This is a genomic window from Vibrio sp. B1ASS3, assembly GCF_905175355.1.
GTDB lineage: Bacteria > Pseudomonadota > Gammaproteobacteria > Enterobacterales > Vibrionaceae > Vibrio > Vibrio owensii.
Window position 1 is genome coordinate 1,379,409 of record NZ_HG992742.1, and the last position, 17,622, is coordinate 1,397,030.

The 17,622-nt window shown below is 47.6% G+C and carries 11 protein-coding genes; 7 read left to right on the top strand and 4 right to left on the bottom strand.

Going from position 1 to position 17,622, the window contains the following annotated elements:
* The first annotated feature begins 121 nt into the window (after window positions 1-121).
* Window positions 122-2,014: a sensor histidine kinase gene (locus KJB05_RS06315; RefSeq protein ID WP_208444363.1), complete on the top strand. Its 1,893-nt coding sequence runs from the start codon at window positions 122-124 to the stop codon at window positions 2,012-2,014.
* Entirely contained in the window at window positions 2,007-2,606 is a 600-nt protein-coding gene (locus KJB05_RS06320; protein ID WP_208444364.1) for a response regulator, read from the top strand. The genes KJB05_RS06315 and KJB05_RS06320 overlap by 8 nt, the downstream gene beginning before the upstream one ends.
* 96 nt (window positions 2,607-2,702) lie before the next feature.
* Here the strand turns inward: KJB05_RS06320 and KJB05_RS06325 are convergent, their stop codons facing one another.
* The 3 genes from KJB05_RS06325 to KJB05_RS06335 all read right to left on the bottom strand — a co-directional run bounded on the left by KJB05_RS06325 (window position 2,703) and on the right by KJB05_RS06335 (window position 8,072).
* Entirely contained in the window at window positions 2,703-5,795 is a 3,093-nt protein-coding gene (locus tag KJB05_RS06325) for a beta-galactosidase (RefSeq protein ID WP_208444365.1), read from the bottom strand.
* Window positions 5,796-5,885: 90 nt separating this feature from the next.
* Window positions 5,886-6,761, bottom strand: a complete 876-nt coding sequence (locus KJB05_RS06330; protein WP_208444366.1) for a MalM family protein — start codon at window positions 6,759-6,761, stop codon at window positions 5,886-5,888.
* Between the two features lie 69 nt (window positions 6,762-6,830).
* Window positions 6,831-8,072 (bottom strand): carbohydrate porin, encoded by a 1,242-nt coding sequence (locus KJB05_RS06335; RefSeq protein ID WP_005438917.1) that lies wholly within the window; start codon window positions 8,070-8,072, stop codon window positions 6,831-6,833.
* Window positions 8,073-8,911: 839 nt separating this feature from the next.
* Here KJB05_RS06335 and KJB05_RS06340 point away from each other — a divergent pair.
* The 4 genes from KJB05_RS06340 (at window position 8,912) to KJB05_RS06350 (ending at window position 16,111) form a co-directional block, all read left to right on the top strand.
* Window positions 8,912-11,029: an alpha-galactosidase gene (locus tag KJB05_RS06340; RefSeq protein WP_208444367.1), complete on the top strand. Its 2,118-nt coding sequence runs from the start codon at window positions 8,912-8,914 to the stop codon at window positions 11,027-11,029.
* A 395-nt stretch (window positions 11,030-11,424) separates the two neighbouring features.
* Window positions 11,425-12,798, top strand: coding sequence for a melibiose:sodium transporter MelB (melB, locus tag KJB05_RS06345; protein ID WP_005438913.1), 1,374 nt, complete (start codon window positions 11,425-11,427; stop codon window positions 12,796-12,798).
* A gap of 178 nt (window positions 12,799-12,976) precedes the next feature.
* The gene (locus KJB05_RS28525; RefSeq protein ID WP_244142888.1) at window positions 12,977-13,420 is read left to right on the top strand and encodes a hypothetical protein; all 444 of its coding nucleotides are present in this window, start codon (window positions 12,977-12,979) and stop codon (window positions 13,418-13,420) included.
* Window positions 13,421-13,432: 12 nt separating this feature from the next.
* A complete protein-coding gene (locus KJB05_RS06350) occupies window positions 13,433-16,111 on the top strand; it encodes an HD domain-containing phosphohydrolase (protein ID WP_244142889.1) in 2,679 nt (892 codons plus the stop codon).
* A gap of 66 nt (window positions 16,112-16,177) precedes the next feature.
* On the opposite strand, the gene KJB05_RS06355 is transcribed toward KJB05_RS06350, so the two are convergent.
* Window positions 16,178-17,083, bottom strand: a complete 906-nt coding sequence (locus KJB05_RS06355) for a LysR family transcriptional regulator (RefSeq protein WP_005438909.1) — start codon at window positions 17,081-17,083, stop codon at window positions 16,178-16,180.
* Window positions 17,084-17,222: 139 nt separating this feature from the next.
* Between KJB05_RS06355 and KJB05_RS06360 the strand changes: the two genes are divergently transcribed.
* Complete coding sequence (locus KJB05_RS06360; RefSeq protein WP_244142890.1) at window positions 17,223-17,621, top strand: hypothetical protein; 399 nt, start codon at window positions 17,223-17,225, stop codon at window positions 17,619-17,621.
* The last annotated feature ends 1 nt before the right edge of the window (window position 17,622 follow it).

Sequence of the window (17,622 nt, forward strand, 5' to 3'; positions counted from 1 at the left end):
GCCCTTTGCCGATATAGTGGATTTCCACATACCGAGAGCAAAGTTGATCTAAAACAAATGTGGATTCCGCTATGTTGCTGTTATTCTGATGCTCCCAATACCGAGGATTAAGAAACAATTCATGCTGAAAAAATCGCTAAACTTCATTCGCTTATGGATTGTTTTTATCAGTCTTATGCTCGGCTGCTTCACGGTTTCTTTTGCACATTCAGCACCAACGCAGACATTGGATTCCAGCGCTTTCTCTAAACCGCAAGTCGATGTGGGTGTGCTAGCCATACGCGGCCATTTATATGCGGAGCAGCGTTGGCAACCGACGATTTACTGGCTCAATCAACAGATCCCTGAAGTGCGGTTTGTTCTCCATCCGCTAGATCTCGATGGCATGACCAAAGCAGTCGAAAACCAAAGCATGGACTTCATTCTCACTAACCCGGGACAAGCAGTGCGCTTGGGGCGTCAGTACGCGCTGTCTTGGATAGCGACGTTGACCAGCCAAGCGCCTGAAAACTCCAATTACGGCATTGGGTCGGCGCTGGTGGTGCGTTCTGATTCGCCTTATTCCACACTCAATGATGTTTCCGGTTTGCCGATTGCAGCAGTGTCAGAGAAAGCCTTTGGGGGTTACCTCACATTGCGTTATCAAGTGATAGAGAAAGGGTTAGATCCGAATGACTTCTTCTCGGACGTGCGCTTTTTGGGTTTCCCAATCGATGCCAACTTGTACCAACTGCGTGATCACAATGTGGAAGCCGCCGTGGTTCCAGCTTGTTTGGTTGAGCAAATGGAAGGTGAAGGGCTATTGGAAGAGGGGCAACTGCGGGTTTTAAGTCCGCTTAAACTTCCTCAAACCGAGTGTGCAGTGTCGACGCCCCTATATCCAAATTGGTCCTTTGCGAAAACGGAGCGTGGATCGTCTCAATTAGCCAAGAAGATCAGTCGAGCGTTACTTGCGATGCCTGCCGATAATCCCGCAGCGATTGCTGCCAAAGCATCCGGTTGGACATCACCAGTCAGCTTGTTGTCGATAGACAAACTCTACCAAGCGATGGACTTGCACCCATTGCAGCAGCCTTGGTGGAAAGAGGCGCTACGCTGGCTGCGTTTCCATCAAGAATGGGCGTGGGCGTTGTTTCTGTTTGTTATTGTGTTGAACATTTACCACTTCTGGCTGGAGTATCGTTTCAGCAAGAGCAAACAAGCGCTAGAGAAAACCTTACTGCGCTTAAAAGAGAAGAGCGAAATGCTAGAGCACTCACAACGAGTGGCTATTGTGGGCGAATTGGGCAGCAGTCTTGCGCACGAGATTAACCAACCTTTAGCGGCGATCCGAAACTACAGTGAAGGCGGCTTGTTGCGATTAGCTAAGAAGCGTCCTCATGAAGATATCGTGCCGGTATTAGAAAAGATCCAGACCCAAGTAGAACGCGCCGACGCGATCGTTTGTCGCCTACGAACCTTGATTAAAAAGCGCAGCGTCGACATGGCTGCGTGCGATGTGGAGCAACTGATTTCTGATACGGTTGAGCTGCTGAATTTCCGCTCGCAGAAGCAAGGCATTGAAGTGGTTCGCAGCACCGAAGGACAACCTCAATTAGTTGAAGCCGATGCCGTAGGTCTACAGCAAGTACTGGTGAACGTGATGAACAACTCGATAGATGCTTGTGTGATGTACGCAGAAAATCATCCTAACAATTATCAAGGCAAAATTGCGCTTCACACGGATTATCAAGCTCAAAGTATGTCGATTCGAGTGTTGGATAACGGTACGGGTTTGGAGCATGAGAACCCAACTGCCGCCTTTGTGAGTACAAAACAGGAAGGGTTAGGGCTGGGCCTAGCGATCTGTCGTGATGTGATGGAGATGCACGGTGGTGAATTCGTCATCCAATCTACTCAGCCACACGGTTGCTTGGTGGTATTGACCTTGCCGTATCAAACCATGAAAACCGCGAATACAAAACGCAACGAAGAAGAGCAAACAAAAAGAAACACAGGAGAAGTGAATGAGTGATAAGCAACTGCCCGTATTTGTGGTCGACGATGATGAGTCGGTGCGAGATTCGTTGGCGTTTATGCTCGAAGAACATGACTTCTCTGTGACGACGTTTGCCGATGGGCAGGAATTTCTCGATGGCGTGGATATCCATCAAGCAGGCTGTGTGATTCTGGATAGCCGTATGCCGAATTTGCGTGGCCAACAAGTGCATCAAATTCTCAATGAAGCCAAAAGTCCATTGGCAGTGATTTACTTAACCGGACATGGCGATGTACCAATGGCGGTGGATGCGCTACAAGCCGGCGCGGTGAATTTTTTCCAAAAGCCTGTAAAAGGGGATGAACTGGCACAAGCAATTGTGAAAGGCCAAGTTCAGTCTGCGGCGAACTTGGATATCGCGGATGCTAAAGCGGCCTACGAATCGCTGACGCCAAGAGAGAAAGATATTCTGCGTTTGATCATCGCGGGCAAGCGCAATATTCGCATTGCTGATGAGCTGTGCATTGCGATGCGAACAGTGGAAGTGCATCGCGCAAGCCTGTTGAAAAAGTTCTCGGCGAAAACGGTGGCAGAGCTCGCTTACATCTACGGCAAACTGGCTCAATAAGACAGGTATAAAACTTATACTCAAATAAAAAATCCCCAAGCCGAAACTTGGGGATTAAGCCACACTGACGTGTTTTGTGTTTAGGGTCTCAATCGATTACTGAGCGGGTTTAAACGTCACTTTGTAAGCGTATTGATTGTCCGTTAACTGGAATTCCTTGTGCACACTTGGGCTCCAAGAGTCATCACCGCCCACGCCCATGTGTTTATGGTCTAGGCGCACGTAAATCTTCTCTTCTGCGACCAAATCATTGGTGTGTTTCGCTGCTGCTAAGTGTTGCTGAGCGTACTGACTCACACTGAACTGGAAGTCACCCGTGATTTCTAACTCATTCACCTTCAACCATTGCGTACCACAACGCAGACCGCTATCGGTTGGGAAAATGTATGGCGTGTGCATTTGCTCAAGTGTTTGTGTGTGCTGGCCGAAGCGCGCCGCTGCCAAACGGTCAGGGTAGTTTTCAAATGGACCTAAGCCTTGCCATGTGATCGGCGCGTTTTGCTCATTCAACGGCAGTTTAAATTCCAAACCGATGCGTGGCATTGGTGGTAAATCATCAGCCAATTTCACGTCGACAGATAATGCCATCTCACCGTTATTGCTCAGTGTGTGCGTCCATGTCGTGATCGCTTGTACTTCACCATTAAAGTGGTAAGCGAACGTCGAAGTCACTTTCACCGCATGCGCAAGAATTTCACTGTGGCAAGCGACGCATTGGCGCTCCCACTGGCCGATACCCGCCATATCCCAACGACACATCCAAGCGTTTGGATCGACGTTGTCGATTTCGCTCACACCGATGTCGTTATCCAGTGGTGCACGGAAGAAGTTATCTTGTGGTGCCGCGAGCATTTGTGCTTCACCATCGACACGCCAATCGGTCATCAAGCCAGTTTGGCTATCCCAACGCCATTGATGTTTTTCATCCAAGCTAGACACCAAAACGGCGTTGTCTTGCTGCGTTAGCATTGGTGCTGGTTGCGTTTCCAATGTTGGTAGAACAAGGCCAGCTGTATTGCGTAGCACCATTTGCTCAGAAGCGACGACGTGTTCTGCGTCTGCCCAAGGTGTTGCAGCAATCAGAGTAATGTCGGTATTTAAGTGGTATTGCGCTTCCGCTTTTGGCGTGAAGTTAAGGGCAATCTCAATACTTGCTTGGCTGTCGGCTTCAACATTAAGCGTGAGCGAACCTGTTTGGATAACTTTGCCATCTTCCAACAGAGACCAGTTCAATTGCTCATTATCGGTCGCGCGGAACAAGTTCTCGTTAGTTACCAATAGTGTGCAAGCTTCTTTGGTTTGTTCTTGCAGTGATACGGTGATCATGCGTTGGCAGTATTTTGCTTCTTCCAACGTTGGATGAACCGTGCGATCTGGGAAGATCAAACCATTGATGCAGAACTGACGGTCATTGATTTCATCACCAAAGTCGCCGCCGTAAGCCCAGAAATGTTGACCGTTTTCGTCCCATTGGCTCAAGCCTTGATCGACCCAATCCCAAATAAAGCCGCCTTGTAGGCGAGGGTAATCGCGGAACGCATCCCAGTAGTCATTAAAGCTACCCAGACTGTTGCCCATCGCGTGTGCGTATTCACACAAGATCAAAGGACGAGTTTCGTTTGGTAGTGATACCCATTTCTTGATTGCCCATTTAGGCACAGCTTCGTCTTCAATGACTGTGTTCACACGCGCGTACATTGGCGCAATGATGTCGGTTGCCGTGGTGTTTGAACCGCCGCCTTCGTATTGCACTGGGCGAGAAGGATCGTAGTTTTTAGACCAAGCGTACATCGCATTGTGGTTGCTGCCGTGACCGGATTCGTTACCTAAAGACCAGATGATGATCGAAGAGTGGTTCTTATCGCGCATCACCATTTGGGTGTAGCGGCTCATGTAGGCGTGCGCCCATTGAGGATCGCTCGATAGGCGGTTCATTGGCTGCATGCCATGAGTTTCGATGTTCGCCTCATCGCACACGTACAAGCCGTATTGGTCACACAATTCGTACCAACGAGGGTGGTTCGGGTAGTGCGCTGTGCGTACCGCGTTGAAGTTGTATCGTTTCATCAAGCAGATGTCGCGGATCATGTCTTCTTCCGTCATCACATGACCAACCTCTGGGTGATGTTCGTGACGGTTCACGCCGCGGATAAGCAAAGGCTTGCCGTTTAGCTTCAATTGGCCATCGGTGATTTCGACTTTACGGAAGCCAACAGGGTACGCTTCGCTTTCTAAGTGCGTGCCGTTTTCATCCAACAGTGAAACAACTAGGCGGTAAAGGTTCGGTGTTTCCGCCGTCCATTTCTTTGGCTCGCGTACGTGCAATGTTTGGAATACTACGTCATCCCACGTGCCACGTTCGTCAATGCGACGGTTGTGCGGACGGTCGACGCGAGGCTCTGTCACGGCTTGTTCGCCATCAAACAGCTGCACTTGAACTTGGTAGGTGTCCGGCGCAGAAATCGAAGTCACAACCGACAGTGAACCATCGCGGTAACACGCGTCTAAATCCGGTGTGATGAACACATCTTCAATACAGTATTGTGGTTTAGACAGCAAAGTCACGTCGCGGAAGATACCACTTAGCCACCACATATCTTGGTCTTCTAGGTAGCTGCCATCACTCCAACGAATCACCATGACGGCAAGGCTGTTGTCACCCGCAACAAGGTAAGGCGTTAGATCGAATTCAGAAGGCAGGCGGCTATCTTGACTGTAGCCAACCCAAGTGCCGTTACACCAAAGGTGGAAAGCCGAGTTCACGCCATCAAAGATAATGCGCTGCGTATTGGCTAAATCTTCTGCTGAAAGTGACACGGTAGTGCGGTAGCAACCCGTTGGGTTATCACTTGGTACAAACGGCGGGTTTACTTCGAATGGGTATTTCACGTTGGCGTAGATAGGCTTGTCGTAACCTTGCATTTGCCAGTTTGAAGGGACAGTAATCTCATCCCAGTCTTTGTCATTGAATTGTGACTCGATGAACTCGCCGTCAACTTGCTCTGGCGTATCAAACAGTTTGAATTTCCATTGTCCGTTCAGCGATTGACGCTGGGCTTGAATACCGTCGCGGGCATGGTCAATATCGCGGAAACTGGAAAGAGGGCTGTGAGCCTTAAGACAGTGAATGTTCACTGATTGCGGGTTTTCCCAGTCGCGTCTTTGGAGAATTTCTGAAAATGCCTTCATGGTTTTCCTACTTAACTTTTTGTTTCTAATCTTGTTTCGCTACGGAGTTTGAGCCCGTAGCGAGAGTGTTTTTGTTCTTGTTGTGAAGCGTTATTTCGCTAATTGCTTCACGAGATAATCTTTTGCTTGGATAAAGCCTTGCTCAGCTGCTTGGTTGGCAATCGCCGCAGCTTGTTTTACGTCGTTGTCTTTGAGCGCTGCATCGATTTGAGATTGGTACAACGTCCATTCATCTTGTGCCTCAGGAGATGCGGCAGCAGTTAACTCTGCTTTTGCGGTGTCGTTGGTTTGTGTGCCCAATTCCGCCAAAAGCGTTAATACCGCGTTGTTGTCAGAGGCACTCGCCGTAACATCAATAACGCCAAAAGGTTGGAACTGAGCAGTGAGCGGAAGCTGTTTACTGCCAATAACGTTTTGTGTTTCTGCGTAAACTTCTTCTGGGTGCTTGCGAGTCAGTTCGGTGCCAAGCAGTGTCGAATCTGAAGCGATGACCACGTATTTCGCGCCATTAAGTTGTGGGTTCACCGTGATCACTTGTTCAACACGTTCTAAGCCGCGCATGCCCGTTGTGTGGTAGCTAAAGCCTTTTGCTGAGTAATCGGATAGAAGCTGCCATTTCGCGTCATAAATAAGAACGTTCGCAGCAAATAGCGCATTGTTATCAACATAAGAGCGAACAAGTAGCGAGAATGGCGCGTCAGAAGTGATTTGGTAGCTCATCACCGGGAGCGGTTTGGATGAAGCAGAATCTGAGGAAAGTAAAACCGCACTGCTCAAGCTCGGCAGATTTGCATCCATAACCACCTGCTGGTGGAAAGGAATCGATAGGGCGGTCAGAGGCAAAGCATCTAACGTTGAGCAACATTGTGGTTGGCTCAAATCGGTATTGAAGGTTTGCTCTGGTAATCCACTGCACGCGCCAAGAGACAGAGCCATGAATAGAGTTGCTAGCGGTTTTAGTTTCATCTGCGTTGTCCTTTGTGGGGTGAGCGTATTACTCACCCCGTTGGGTTCATAAATAGTAGCGGGTTTGGATTACCACCATGTTTCGACGTTAAAGCCGAAGGTGATTTCGTCGACGTTTTGTCCACCAGTGCTGCGAGCATGGCCGTAGACTTCGCCGCCACGGTTCCACTCATCGGTTTTCTCTGAGTAGGTCGCGAACAAGCGCAGTGATGGACGAGCCCAAACGCCTTTGCCTGCTTGGAACATTTGCGCCACCGTTACTTTGTACATGTCGTTGGTGCCAGCGCCGTTTTGTGCTTCTACTGATTCGTAGCCAACTTCAAGTGCGGTTGCCATGTATTCTGTCCAACTGTATTGAGGACGAGCGCCTACGCTGAACCATTTCTCACCTTCGTTGTTATCCAGGTTTTTGTCTTGGTAAGCGATGGAATACATCACTTGGAAATCTTCATTCACGTTAAGATCGCCAGAGTTGAAAATACGCCAGCTGTAACCATCGTGTTCAACGCCTGTGTTGTATTTACGGTTTGAGCCGCCTTCAGCACTCATCAAACCGCCCGCAAGGGCATCTGTACCGTATTGGAAAGCGAATGTGTTTGAACCATAGTTCCAAGCTTGACGGTAAAGTGCAGAAAGCATGGCGCCAGAAGTGGTGATGTCACTTTCGTCATAACTAGAGTTTTGCGTGAACACGTAGTTCAAACCGACCGTAAGATCTGCGCTGTCGCTCAGTTCAATGCCGCTCAAACGTGCGTCGATGTTGTGTAAGCTGCGGCCATCTGCGCTAGAGTTTGGCGCCATCCATGCGATGTGGCCTTTAGCAAAGCCAAGATCCCAGTTTTCAATACCGATACCTGTGCTTGATGTGTCCCAGTATTTAATGTCGATCATGTGCACTTCATGACGGCGGTAAAAACGTTCGCCCGCCCAAACAGTCGCATCTGCTTGGCCTTCAAACAGACCATGACCTGCTGACCACATTTGGATCAAGCTAACGTCACCCCAGCTTTCGCCACTACCAAGGTAAAGAGTGGTATCAAAGTACGCGTCGCCTTGTTGCCAAACGTCGGCTTTGAGGCCCGCTTCCCACCAGTTCAGTTCGTTACCCAAACGGTAGTTACCGTAACCTTGACCAGCACGAATCACATCGTTGCGTTCGCCTTTGCCACCATTGTGTTCATCGTTATCGGTGTAAATGTTGCCCCACTTGGCGTAGCCGAAGTAAGTGATGTTCTCCACTGCAGCCATACCAGCAAGCGGTGCTAGGGCGAGGGTTAACCCAAGCGCTCTTACAAGCGTCTTTTGTTTCATGAAGTGTCTCCATTCTATTTTTTATGGATTTATTTTTTATTGGTTTGAGTCCTAACTCGCTGCGCAGTGTAAATAAACTCTGGAAACGTTTTCATGATGAGGTTGGCATTTTTGTCGTAATGAGGGGTTTATTACTATTTTGTGTGATTGCGATCTCTTAAATTGAGGTTTTAAGCGCGATTTCAGATTAATTTCTGACCGTGCAAGTTGGAATCGTTTACTTTGGTTGGACGGTGTTTGAGTTGGATGGTGGAAGTTTATTTTATCTAAGTCGCTGATTTAAATTGGTTTTTATCTAAGGTGAGGGAGTTGTTAGGAAGAAGAGGAAAGAGAGCCCAATTGAAATCAACTGGGCATGTGAGACAAGGAAGCATATACAACAAGTGGTTCGCGGGCGCACTGCACACGAGCATTTGCGGTATCGTCAAACTGGGATTTTGAGTTAGGACCCAAGGGAGACACTTCATAAAGAATCTCGAAGCCTCAAGAATACGGTTGTCGGTTAACCACTTCAAGAGGTGAGGAGTTCAACTGAGCGGTCTGTAACCTTATTTATGATTTTGTTGTTGTAAGGTAATGAATTAAATAACGAAAAATTCTTTATAAATCAGTTTGGTATTCGAGTTTACGTGCAGTGCTTTAAAGAACTCGGTCACCAAAGAATCTGAGATTTTTGGAGCTGATCGTAGCGTAATATAAGAAGGAATAAGGCGTAGCGGGTGATGGCACAAGTTTGAAAAATTAACTGTAAACGTTTCCATTGTTTTGGTGTGGCTCACAGATTCTTTTGTTTTTTTCATTATGATGCAGCGTAATTTCCAGTTTCAAGGTAAGACAAGATGACGGACAAAACACTGATTGAGCTAACCGGTCAGCAAACTCAATTGATTGTAGAGTTGGGCGAATATGCAGAGATTCTGCATTGGGGACAAAAAGTGAGTGGTGACCTTAGTGGTTTCCGCATGGCTTTACATCGTCCCGTGCCATACGGTCGTTTGGACAGCGACGTATCCATGACTCTACACCCAGAGCTTGGTCGTGGCGTTTTCAGTAGCCCAGGTGTGGAAGGGCATCGCGATGGTCAAGATTGGGCTCCAGTGTTTGTCATCTCCCATATTGAACAACAGCAAGACAGTATCGTGATTGAGAGCGAAGATGCGATCGCAGGTCTTCGTTTACAAACCGAGCTTAAGCTTGATAGCAACGATGTGGTGAAAACGCGTCATACGCTCACCAATAAAAAAGCAGGCGTTTATCAAGTGAACCGTCTTGCCAATACGTTGCCTTTACCAGCTCGTGCGAATGAGTTGATGACTTATTACGGGCGCTGGGTTCATGAGTTCCAAACGGTGCGCCAGCCATTGCTGCAAGGCGGCTACCAACAAGAAAACCGTCGTGGACGTACTTCCCATGAGCATTATCCTGCGCTTGTTGCCGGTACGACTCACTTTGATGAAATGAATGGCGACGTATGGGGCTTCCATTTCGCATGGAGTGGCAACCACAGATTACGTGTAGATGTGAAAGCCGATGGCCGTCGTTACATGCAAGCTGAAGTCATTTACCTGCCTGGTGAAGTGGCGCTAAAAGAAGGTGAGAGCATTACAACGCCTTGGCTGTACGCGAGCCACAGTAATTGTGGTTTGAATGGTATGAGCCATCACTTCCACTCTCATGTACGTGAAACGATTTTGCCGAGTGACTTCACGGACAAACCTCGCCCGATCCACCTCAATACGTGGGAAGGCATCTACTTCGACCATGATCCTGAATACATCATGTCGATGGCAACTCAGTCGGCAGAGATGGGGGTTGAACGCTTTATCATTGATGATGGCTGGTTCAAAGGGCGCAACGGTGACAAAGCAGGGCTAGGGGATTGGTTCCTGTGTGAAGCTAAGTACCCAAATGGCTTGCACCCGATTGTGGAACACGTAAACAAATTGGGCATGGAATTTGGTTTGTGGTTTGAGCCGGAGATGATCAACAAAGATTCCGAATTGTTCCGTACGCATCCTGATTGGTTATTGGCTGTAAACGGTTACGACCAGCCAACCGGTCGCAACCAATACGTGATCAACTTACAAAACGATGATGCGTTTAACTTCCTGTTTGAGCGATTGGATCATTTCCTCTCGATTTACAATATCGCTTACATCAAGTGGGATATGAACCGTGAAGTCGTTCAGCCAGCGCACTTAGGTCAGGCTGCGGCGCACAATCAAACCCAACGTTACTACCAGTTAGTTGATAAAGTTCGTGAAAAGCACCCGAAAGTGGAGATTGAATCTTGCGCGGCAGGTGGTGGTCGTATTGATTTTGAGGTTCTGAAACGTACGCACCGATTCTGGGCTTCAGACAATAACGACGCGCTTGAGCGTCAAACCATTCAACGCGGTATGAGCTACTTCTTCCCGCCAGAAGTGATGGGAAGCCATATTGGCGCTAGCCACTGTCATAGTACGCGCCGTCGTCACAGTATCGAGTTCCGTGGGCTTACTGCGCTGTTCGGTCATATGGGGATTGAGCTTGACCCAGTGAAAGAAGAACAAGCAGAAAAAGAAGGTTTTGAACGCTACATCAAGCTGCACAAGATGCTGCGCCCATTGCTACACAGTGGAAGAACTTGGCGAATCCCAACGGACGATAAAGCGCATCAAATTCATGCGGTTGTTTCAAACGATCAATCGGAAGCGGTGGTGATGATCGCTCAGCTCGCGATGCCAACGAACTCTTTAAGTGGGCATTTGCGCGTACCGGGTTTGGATCCACAAGCTACATATCGAGTGACGGTATTGGATAAGCCGTCTAACTACGATGATATCGTGAATTACCAACCGCCTTGGACTGAATCGGGTTGTGAGTTATCTGGCGCATGGTGTGAAGAGGTTGGCCTGACTATGCCAATCCTTGACGCTGAAAGTGCCATGTTGGTGAAGTTCGAACGTATTCACTAAGCCATATCTATTTAGAACCTTGCCTATTTAGAATCATAGCTATTTAGACGATTTCATCGTTTCTCATTGGTTTTCGATCGCCGTACAGACATCAGGTTTGTACGGCTTTTTGCGTTGGTTTTAAATGGCCGTTTTGAAATCGTTCTCATGCTTAATGAGCGTAAAGTGTTGATAAAATGGCGTAAATAACACGATCTCCTCGCATTAATAGGTCTAAATATTGTTCGATGTCTCATTTTGAAAACTTGTCTGTAAACGTTTCCATAAAGCGGTTTTTGATCACAGTAAGGCATTCAGCGTGTGAGTAGCATTAGCATCGAAATATAAATAAAAGACGTCGACGTTATGAATTCTAGTTAGGGGAATGAATAGCAGTACGACACTAAGGAACTATTATGTCTGATAAAATTACGCTACAAACCAAGCTGTCCTACGGTCTTGGCGCACTCGGTAAAGACTTTGCCTGTGCACCTATCTACATCTTCTTAATGTTCTACTTCACTGACGTAGCAGGCTTGTCTGCTGCTTTCGTTGGTACCATCTTCTTAGCCGCTCGTATTATTGATGCGATTACTGACCCAATGATGGGTGTGATCGTGGACAACACGCGCTCAAAATTCGGTAAATTCCGCCCTTGGATTGTGATTGGTACGTTATTAAACGCAGTAGTACTGGTTGGCCTTTTCAGTACTCACATGTTTGAAGGTACTACGCTTTACATCTACGCAGCAGCGGCATACATCCTTTGGGGTCTAACGTACACCATTATGGATATCCCTTACTGGTCAATGATTCCGGCGCTATCAAGCTCTCGCCAAGAACGTGAAAAGTTGGTGGTATGGCCACGTCTATTCGCGAGTCTTGCATGGTTCATTACCGGTACTTACGGTCTGCACATTGTGGGCGAGCTAGGTAACGGCAACCAAGGCGACGGTTTCTTCAATGTTGCGATGCTGATTGCGGTTCTGTTTGTAATGAGTGCATTCTTGATTGCTCGTAACGTAAAAGAGAAAGCAGCACCAGCTAACGCAAAACCAGCAGAGAAATTCAGCTTCAAAGACGTTTTAACTATCATCGGTAAAAACGACCAGCTTAAAGCGCTAATCGGCACGGTTCTGTCTTTCCAAATTGCGAACCTATTGGTTGGTGGCTTCGCTATTTACTACTTCTCTTACGCACTGGGCAACGCAGAACTATTCCCAGTTTACATGGCGGTTGCAGGTGCAGCAGAAGTGGCGGGCGTGTTCTTGTTCCCTCGTATCGCTTCTCTACTACCACGTAAGCTTCTATGGCCTATCGCTTGTGGCTTCCCAATTCTGTCTTGTGTACTTCTTCTATTGATGGGCTTCATCGCTCCAGCAAATGCGCTAATGATTGGTATGGCGGGTGCGGCAATTAAATTTGGTGTGGGTATCGCGAACGCGCTGCAAACTGTAATGCTGGCTGATGTGGTGGACTACGGCGAGCACAAAACAGGTCGTCGTAGCGAAAGCGTTATCTTCTCAGTACAAACCATGCTTGTGAAATTCGCAGGCGCAGCAGGTGGCTTCATCGTGGGTGTTGGTCTGTCTGTTGTGGGTTACGTACCAAACGTAGAGCAATCAGCAAGCACCATTATGGGCTTAGAATTTATGATGATTGGTCTACCTGCAATCATGATGACCATCAGTGGCGTGATTTACCAACGTTACTACCATCTGCACGAAGGCTTCAACAAAGAAGAAGCTGAGCAACAAACTCAAGTTGAAAGCGTACCAGCACAAGCATAATCGTTGCGTTTTCACTTAAGTACCCCAACTCAATTTAGTCACTAAGATAAAGCGCCTCCAAATGGAGGCGTTTTTGTTTGCTTCGATAAAATATCTTGATTGGCTGAAATCCATTTTTTAGACAATAATTTCAGTTGGTTAAAGGATTAAGGCGCTTGGATTACTCCAAGGTAAAACGATGAAAAAACGTAAACGCATTTCGTTAAGGACAGTGCTAGGGTTGATGTTTGTCTTCTGTACCCTAGTGACAGCAGGTGTGGCGATAACTTTGCAATACCAGTTTGCAAGAAAAGCTGAGTTGCAACACACCCTCACTCGATATCAAGCCATCGCGACAGGGGGATCGAGTCATCTATCGAATTTACAACACTTAGCTGAGACCGTGACACGAAGTGGCGCGCAACTGGTGTCGCTCATCGGGGTAGATACACCCGAAGAGAGCATCATCATCCCGTTATCTAAGTTACTGGTTCGTGAGCCCAGTATTCACAGCATTTTTGTTGCAAAAGCGAATAACGATTTCTTCCAGCTGATCAACCTTTCTTCAGACGAAATACGTTCCCGAGTGGAAGCGCAACCCGGCGATAAATGGTTGTTGATTGTTCACAGTGGCGTGAAGTGAGATCGTCGTAAGGTGAGTATTTACTACGATGCAAACTTTGTATCACGCCATGCTTCTGATGAGTTCAGTAACTTCATCCCGACTCAGCGCAGCTGGTTTGAAAATGCCGATTACGATGACACTTATAACACCTCTCCGTATCTGTTTAACACGCTAAAAGTCTCGGGAGAAACCTTCTCTATCAAGGTGCCAGAATCCGATACCGTAGTTGGGGTGGACATTCTTCTCTCCTCGCTTGAGGCTCAACTCACCAGCCGTTTTATCGAAAATAAGCAAGCCTCAGAAGCGGAAGCGTTTATCTACCAAGCGAACGGTCGGTTGATTGCAACCAACAAGATGATCGACATCGAAGAGCGCTTGCCCTTGGTTTCTCCAGTGAACTTAACGGATGAGCAGCGAGCGCTGGTAGCACAAACGCCAGAGTTGAAAGTGTCGAACCAAAATAACTGGGCTCCGGTTGATTACACCGTTGGCGGTCGGCCAAATGGCTTCTCGATTGATCTGTTTAAGATGATTTCGGAAATGACCGGATTAAAGTTTAAGTTTGTGAACGGAAGAACCTGGAATGAGCTCGTCGCAGACTTTCGAAAAGGCAATATCGATATTCTTCAATCTATCGCCGATAAAGATGATCTTTCCAACTTCAGTGTTGTTGGCACCCCAATGTACAACGGGAAATTTGCCTTCTTAACCAAGGAGGAGAACCACCACATCACAACGATAGATCAAGTGAAACAGGACAAAATTGGCTTGTTGAAAGGTTGGAGTATCCAAGATGATCTCAGAGAAGCCTACCCAGAGATGACCATCATCTCATACAGCTCGCTTCATGATGCGATTGATGGGGTGCTGAACGATGACGTCGTCGCTGTGCTCGATCTTGAACAAATCTTAATGAATAAGGTGAGAGAGAAGTTTCGTCAGCATCTTACGATTAGCCAAATCACTGATGCTCATTTACCGACTGCTTTTTACTATTTGATGAATAAAGGGCAAGAGGCGTATGTCGAGATCATTAACCATGCGATTAAGTCGATTACGCCAGAACAACGCAAAGAGCTTCGCCATAAATGGTTTGAGGGCGGGGCAGCGCAATCCACCTATACCTTTATGCCTTATGAAGAGCTGGTGGCGTTCACGCAAGATCCAACATTCATCAATTCGGTACGCCTTGTTCGAGTGAATGGCATCGATAAGTATGTTTACGTGGCTAAACTGACCCACAAAGAAGAACGTTATTTTGCCGTAGTGATACCAGAAGCTTATGTGATGTCAGGGGTTAATGAGGTGACTTTGTACGCGGTTGGCGCTTCCCTGTTTGTGCTTGCGCTACTGATTCCTGTGGCATGGACGATGGCGAAACCGATCTCCGAGCCCATTAATGCCTTGAGAAAACAAGTCAGATTTGTGCGTGACCGCGAATACGACAAAGTGCAGCGTGTTCACTCACGCATTGAAGAGATTCACCAACTTGGTCTTTCAGTGATGCGAGGCAGCAACTCGCTTAAGCAGTTTGAGCAAAGGCAAAATGAGTTCTTTGAATCTGTCATTCAGCTTATTGCACGCGCGATCGATGAAAAGTCTCCGTACACGGCAGGACACTGTAACCGTGTGCCGGAGATTGCTTTGATGCTGGCGGAAGAAGCCGAGAAGTCAGATCAAGGGGCGTTTGAGTCGTTCGCTTTCGAAAGCGATGAAGAGCGTCGCGAGTTCCGCATCGCTGCTTGGCTTCATGATTGTGGCAAGATCGCGACGCCTGAGTATGTGGTTGATAAAGGCAGTAAGCTAGAAACCAACTACAACCGCATTCACGAAGTTCGCATGCGATTCGAAGTGCTGTGGCGAGATGCGCAGATTCAATATCTACTCAAAAAGCTAAAAACTATGGGTGTCGATGAGCAACCTGAGAAAGCATTGGAACAAGAATTTGCGGCGCTGAAAGAAGAGTTCGAATTTGTCGCCAATGCGAACGTTGGGGCGGAGTTTATGTCGGATCAAGACATCGAACGTCTACACAAGTTGGCTGAGAAAGAGTGGACGCGTTACTTCGATTGTGGACTTGGTTTATCGCCATTAGAAGAAACGCGTTATCAACCACAACCAACGCCAGCAACAGAGAAGCTGCTTTCTGATCGTCCTGAGCATGTGATTGAGCGTGAGCAGGCATTTGAGATAGACCCTGAATTTGGCATCAATATGACGGTGCCTGAGAAGCTCTACAACCATGGCGAGCTGTATAACTTGGCCGTGCAGCGCGGTACGTTGTCAGCAGAAGAGCGCTTTAAGATTAATGAGCACATGATCAGCGGAATCAAGATGCTCGAAAGCATACCGTTCCCACCCGAACTTGAGCGCGTTCCTCGTTACGCTACTACGCACCACGAAGCGATGGAAGGTTTTGGTTACCCGAGAGGTTTGATGGGAGATGAACTATCAATCCCTGAGCGCATTCTGGCAGTTGCTGACATATTTGAAGCGTTAACCGCAGCTGATCGACCTTATAAGAAAGCCAAATCATTGAGTGAGGCAATCAGCATTATGTCGAAAATGGCACTCGGTGGACACATTGATAAAGACGTATTTAAGCTGTTGTTAACCAGTGGTACTTACCTAAGTTACGCCAAGCGCTATCTGCCAGATGAGCTTATCGATGATGTCGATATTGAGGGCTACTTAGAGAAGCTATCTTAACCTTCATCAAGTTTGAAAAATGTGCGTAAGCGCTTCGGTTCTTACGCACTTTTTTATGCGCCAAACTTAAACATCAAAGTCTTGTTCAAATTTGGTTTTGACGAAATCGATGAAGGTACGAAGACGTTTAGGTTGGTAGCGATCACGATGGAAAATAGCGGACAGCGGCACAGACGGGATCTCCCATTCCGGCATCACTTTAACCAGTTGGCCTTGCTCGACTTCCTCGTCACAGTAACTCAATGGCACACGAATAATTCCGTTACCGTGTAGTGCGCCCATCACAAGTGCGCGGCCATTCTTACAGCGCAGATTGCCTTTCACAATTACGTCACTGTGCTCTTTTGGATTGGCAACGTTACGGTAACTCCAGCGAGTGACTGAGCCGGTTAGTGTGCGATGTTTCGCCAACTCTTTTGGGGTGACCGGCTCGCCGTAAGTTTTCAAGTATCTCGGGCTTGCTAGCGTCACCATGTCAATCATCATCAGCTTACGTGCGACAAAGCCTGCGTCCTCCAACTCGCCCATGCGAATAGCAACGTCGAACTGATCTTCAATCAAATCAATCCGCGGTGAAGAGAAGTCGAGATCGACCGTAATGTTCGGGTATTCCAACATGAACTCATTGACGTATTTGGCAATGATGTCCTCACCGATATAACCACCCACGCAGTTTACGCGAATCAAACCGCGCACTTCTTGAGTGTCGTCGACCGCGGCGATCAACGCTTGGTCGATATCGTGCAATGCCTTCTCACATTCTTGATAGAAACGCTCTCCGGCATGAGTCAGGCGTAGTGTCCTTGTTGTGCGGGTCAGCAAGGTCACGCCCATTTGCGCTTCGAGTCCACTGATTTGGCGAGACACATGAGAACGCGACACCGAAAGGGCTTCTGCCGCTTTAGTGAAGTTACCCAGTTGAGCGATCAAAACGAACGAGCGAATATCAGCAAGATTAACTTTATTGAGCATGTTGAATTATTTACGGAAACGGTAGTCATAAGACTATCATAATTAGTTACCAATGAGAGCGACGCAAAAAATCATACCACTTGAGGTTTATGCTAACTTGCGTATGATTTCCGGCGTTTCCACATTTATCGAAGTTAGAATGCATTCATCCACCTCACAATCTGCTGCGTCACGACAACAGGGCAAATGGCTCCTAGCGTTAATTGGCTGGGTGATCGTGGTGTGTCTGATGAAAAATTCTGGCTTGATGTTCAGTTGTGGCATGCAATATGACGCAAGCTCTACTTCTGCGGTCGTCGGTGATGAAGTCAAAATCGTAAAAGCAGAGAGCGGACACAAATCTGGCAAATGTGAGTTGTCTGAAAAGCTGATTCAATTTGCTCAGCAACAACTGGAAACCTTGGTCGTTGTTTTGTTTGTTGGCATTCTCGCACTTGTCGTGTGGCGCTGTTGTGCGTTCGCCAGCAAAAGGCAATGGACCGAACCGATAGCCCGAAAGTATCGAGTCCATCTCACCCTGTGTGTATTCCGTGAATGAC